The 4663-nt window shown below is 69.8% G+C and carries 4 protein-coding genes and 1 pseudogene; all 5 read right to left on the bottom strand.

Going from position 1 to position 4663, the window contains the following annotated elements; translation table 11 throughout:
* Positions 1 to 309: 309 nt before the first annotated feature.
* Positions 310 to 1029 (bottom strand): annotated as a pseudogene (locus JWQ91_RS11785) (ABC transporter permease).
* An 84-nt stretch (positions 1030 to 1113) separates the two neighbouring features.
* Complete coding sequence (locus tag JWQ91_RS11780) at positions 1114 to 1758, bottom strand: VTT domain-containing protein (protein ID WP_297784103.1); 645 nt, start codon at positions 1756 to 1758, stop codon at positions 1114 to 1116.
* 19 nt (positions 1759 to 1777) lie between these two features.
* Positions 1778 to 2452, bottom strand: a complete 675-nt coding sequence (locus tag JWQ91_RS11775; RefSeq protein ID WP_297784101.1) for a phosphatase PAP2 family protein — start codon at positions 2450 to 2452, stop codon at positions 1778 to 1780.
* Positions 2453 to 2526: 74 nt separating this feature from the next.
* Positions 2527 to 3351 carry a hypothetical protein gene (locus JWQ91_RS11770; RefSeq protein ID WP_297784098.1) on the bottom strand — a complete coding sequence of 275 codons (825 nt, stop codon included), beginning with the start codon at positions 3349 to 3351 and terminating at the stop codon, positions 2527 to 2529.
* Between the two features lie 46 nt (positions 3352 to 3397).
* Positions 3398 to 4663, bottom strand: a 1266-nt coding sequence (locus JWQ91_RS11765; protein ID WP_297784095.1) for a HAMP domain-containing sensor histidine kinase, incomplete at its 5' end; no start/stop codon positions are given.

Raw genomic sequence — 4663 nt, 5'->3', positions numbered from 1 at the left:
GAACTTCGCAGGTGCGCTGGCTTTGTTCGAGAGAGGGGTACACACATCGAAGCTCGACCGGCCATCCGGCGCCGCGCTTAACAGCCTGCAATGCCGCATTCTGGGCGGTATGTCGCGTTCGCCGGAGATGTACTTCTCGGGCAACACTGGGGCAACAGAATGATCCGAAAGTGTCGTAAAGTGCCACAAATGTCCAAATTAGTAATCGTCGAAATATACTGCAATTTCAATGAAAAACAGCAGTGACAATGACTGTCCCATCGGGTCTTTTTTCGACTCTCAAGACGGTAGCGTGGGTTCGAACCCCTCTCAGTGGTCGGTGACCGTCGGCTGCCCGGACCCGAGCCACGGTGCGAGGTGGTACGCGGTGAGAGTCGCGGCGACCGTCTCGGCGGCGATCAGTCCGGCGAGGACCAGCAGCTGGATGGCGGCCGCCTCGGCGGGGGAGGCGCCACCCAGCAGGAGTCCGACGAAGGCGCCGGGCAGCGTCACCAGACCGGCGCTGCGGTTCTGGTCGACGGCGGGGATGAGCGCGCGGTCGACGGGGACGCGGCCGAAGCCGGCGACGGCCTGGCGTGGCGTCGCACCGAGTGCCAGCCACCCCTCGACCTGGCTCCAGTCGTTCGCGACGTCGTCGCGGAGCCGGGCACCGGTCAGGGAGGCCGCGGTCATCGAGCCTCCAACGATCTGGGCGGCGAACGGCACAACGGTCCGTGAGTCGAGCGCGAGGGCGCCACTGGCCAGGACCGGGACCACCGCGACCGCCGCGCCGACGGCGATCGCCAGACCAACGCCGGGCGCGAGCCGTTAGCCGCAACGGATGCGGCGCGCGGACGCCGCGGTCGCGGCGACGACCATGACAAGCAGGTAGAGGACGACTCCTTCGGGATGACGGAACACCCAAGCGATGACCAGTGCCACCACGACGAGCTGGACGGCGGCCCGGGCGATCGCGCCCACGGCGTCAACGTGCATCAAGACCCGGGCGATCACCAGGGTGATCAGCGTGATCCCGACCAGCAGCAGCACCGCGACGAGGGTCGGGAGTGGGTCGACGGAGCTCACGGGGTCAAGCCCGGCCGCTGACCGTGCGGCGGGTGGCCGCTGGAGCGGTTACGGCGTGGCGGGTGTCGTGGTGCTGATGGTCGCCGTCGGTTGATCTGACCGGCTCCGTCCGTAGGCGACGAGAGCCGGCACGACCGAGAACGCGGCCAGCCCGATCGTGATGAGCTCGATGTGGTGGGCGACGAACGGGATGCCCCCGAAGAAGAAGCCCGCGGCGACGATGCCGATCGACCACGCCGCCGCTCCGACGAGGTTGTACGTCGTGAACCGGCGACGAACCATGCGTCCGACGCCGGCCGTGGCCGGGACGAAGGTGCGGACGACGGGGACGAAACGGGCCAGGATGACCGCCTTGGGCCCGTGGCGGTCGAAGAACCGCTGCGCACGTTCCGCGTTGGTCTGTGAGAACAGCCTCGAGTCGGGCCGGGAGAACAGCCGGGGCCCGAACCGGCGCCCGATCAGGTAGCCGACCTGGTCGCCGGCCACGGCGGCGACGAACACCCCAGCGGCCAGCAGCCAGATCGGCAGGCCGATGACATGGGCGGCCACCAGGGCCCCGGCGAGGAACAGCAAGGAGTCGCCGGGCAGGAAGAATCCGACGAGCAGACCGCTCTCGGCGAACACGACGGCCATGACCAGCAGCAGGGCCGCCGGACCGAGGGTGTACAGCAGAGGGGTCAGTGCGGCGATCATGAGTCCACCGTCACGGGGATCACCTGATCGCTGCCTGACTGGATCGGCCCCGGGCGATCGAGCGTTCGGCGACGTGGACGACGGTCAGCAGGATGATCGCGACCATCCACGAGGCGAGGACGTCGGTGGTCCAGTGGTAGCCGAGATACACCCGGCTGGAGCCCACGCCGACGGCCAGAAGAGCCGCCGCCGCCCACGCCGCCAGCCTGGTCGAGGGACGGCTGAGCAGCGGGACGGCCAGGAGGCACACCAGGCCGAGGAAGACCGTCGAGTTGAGGGTGTGCCCCGAGGGGAAGGAGTAGGTGTGGTCGACGGGCCCCAGACGATCGGCGACGCCAGGACGGTCACGCCCCACCGCGAGCTTGATGCCGACGGTGAGAGCGGCCGACAGCGCCATGGCCAACACAGCGAGTCCGGCGTACCGAGCCCCACGGCGATCGAGCAGGGCGATGATCAGCAGAAGCGCTGCCACGCTGACGACGATCTCGCTACCGAGGAACGTCAGGGTGTGCGCGATGGCGGTGAGGGCGCCGGTTCTGAGGGGCAGCACGTCGGCGGCGATGTACGGGTCGACGCGGGTGACCCCGTTCCCCTCGGACGCGGCGTCGGTGAGACCGGCGAACGCCGCTGCGGCGGCCGCGAACGTGGTGACCGGGCCGGCGAGCCGTCGCGGAGTGGCGAGGGTGAGTGGCATGGGTGTGCTCCTTGGGATGTGAGGACCCGCCCGGCCCCGGGGGAGGGCCGGACGGGTCGAATGGGGGGAGGGGGTCAGGCGGTTGCGGGCAGCCGGTCGCCCTGCCTCTGCCGGACGGTGAACCAGACGACGCAGGCGACGATGATCGCGAGGAAGAGTGCGCTGGTGCCGTTCGTGCCGATGCCCAGCCCACCGTCCTTGGTCGAGGCGGTGAGGAAGTCGCCCATCGAGGCGCCGAACGGGCGGGTGACGATGTACGCCGCCCAGAACGCGACGACCGCGTTGGCCCTGAGTCCGTAGAACGCGGCGGTGATGGCGGCGATGACCGCTCCGAAGACCAGCGCGGAGGGGAGGTAGCCGACGGCCAGCTTCTCGGCGACGAGATCGCCGGCGGAGGTTCCGAGCGCGAAGGTGAACAGGATCGTCAGCCAGTAGTACGCCTCGCGGCGGCGGGTCACGATCGTGTGGATCGACAGCGTCTTCTCGGAGCGGTACCAGGCGAGGAACGACACGACGAGACCGGCGGCGAAGATGGCCGTGGTCGTCCAGAGGCTGACGCCGAGGTTGTCGACCAGGTTGTCGGAGAACAGGGTCCCGACGACGCTGATGAGCACGACGGCGAGCCAGTAGATCCAGGGGACGTACCGGGTGGCGGAGAGCTGGACGATCAGCACGGCGGCGAGCAGCAACGCCATGAGTGCCGTGGTGGCCGACAGGCCGAGGCCGACGTTCTCGTTGAGGAAGTCCGCGGCCGTCTCGCCGACGGTGGTGGACAGGATCTTGACGACCCAGAACACCACGGTGACCTGGGGCACCTTGTTCAGCAGGCCGCGGGTCCACGCGCCGGCCTCGACATAGGTCGTCGAGCGGTGCACGGCAGGAAGGGGTGAAGGGCTCATGTGGACACCCTGCGTGCGGTGACCTGCCCGGAACCTGACTGCCGGGTCAGAAGCGCGGGAAGCTGACCACGAATGTCGTCGGCGAGGACAGGGACGCGATGCGTACCTCGCCGCCCAGGCTCCGGGCCACCCGCCGGGACAGGGTGAGCCCGAGGCCGGCACCCATGCTGTCGGCGGATCGTCGGCCGGACTCGAAGAGGGTCTCGGGGTCGTCAGTGGTGATCCCCGGGCCATCGTCGCTGACGTGGATCTCGACGGCCCGATCGGTGACCCGCGAGCTGATCTCCACCCGACCGGCGGCGTGGGTGACGGCATTCTCGAAGACGGGGGCCAGGGCCCGGGCGGCCAGGTCGCGCGGGGCGGGGATCTCGTCGTGGGTGACCCCGGCGCAGTCGATCACGATGCCCTCGGCCGACGGGCCGTGGTCGAGGGTGAATGCCACGAGGTCGGCGGAGGTGGTGCGGGCGTCGCCGCGGTGGTCGCCGCGGGCAATGGCCAGGAGCGAGGTGATGGTCTGGCTCATGCGGTCGACGATGTCGACCACACGGCGCTGACGGTCGGCGGCGGCCGCGGGGAGGTCGGCCATCAACGACAGCTCGGCCTCGCCGCGGATCGCGGTGAGGGGGGTCCGCAGCTCGTGGGCGAGCTCGGAGGTGAGCTGCTGCTCGTTGCGGAGCGCACCGGCCACCCGGTCGAGCAACACGTTGAGCGTGCGGCCGAGCTGGGCGAACTCGTCGTCGGTCCCGGTCGCGTCGAACCGGGCGTCCAGGTCGTGCTCGCTCCAGTCCTCGGCGCGGGTCGCCATCGACTGCACCGGCGCCAGGGTGCGGCGCACGGTCCAGGCCGCCACGGCGGCCGATCCAGCGGTGACGGTGAGCCCCAGACCGACGAGGCCGAGCAGGACGGCGTTGCGGGTGTCCTCGTACGGCTCGCGGGAGGCCGCCACGACGACGACGGCACGCACCGCACCGTTCCGGGTGACCGGCGCGGCGAGGAAGGTCCGCTCGTCCTGCGTGACCTCCTTCTCGGTGCGCACGTCGGCAAGCGACGCCGCGACGGCGGTGACGCTCTTGCTGGTGCGGGGGCCTTCCACGAGGCTGCCGTCGGCCCGGTAGACCCAGGTGGTGTCGTCGATCCGGTCGCTGGGGGTCTCGAGTGCGGTGACGGTCCCGTCGGACCCGACCCGGACGGTGGCGGCGATGGCGGAGACCTGGTCGTTCAGACGGGCGTCGATGTTGTTGTCGGTCAACACCGCGAGCACCAGCAGCACGGTCCCGATCATGGCGGACATCGCGATCGCCGAGACGATCGT

It is taken from the genome of Aeromicrobium sp., assembly GCF_025965075.1.
Classification (GTDB): Bacteria; Actinomycetota; Actinomycetes; order Propionibacteriales; family Nocardioidaceae; genus Aeromicrobium.
Note: the sequence above shows the minus strand (reverse complement) of the source record. Positions and strands in the feature narration are given on the sequence as shown.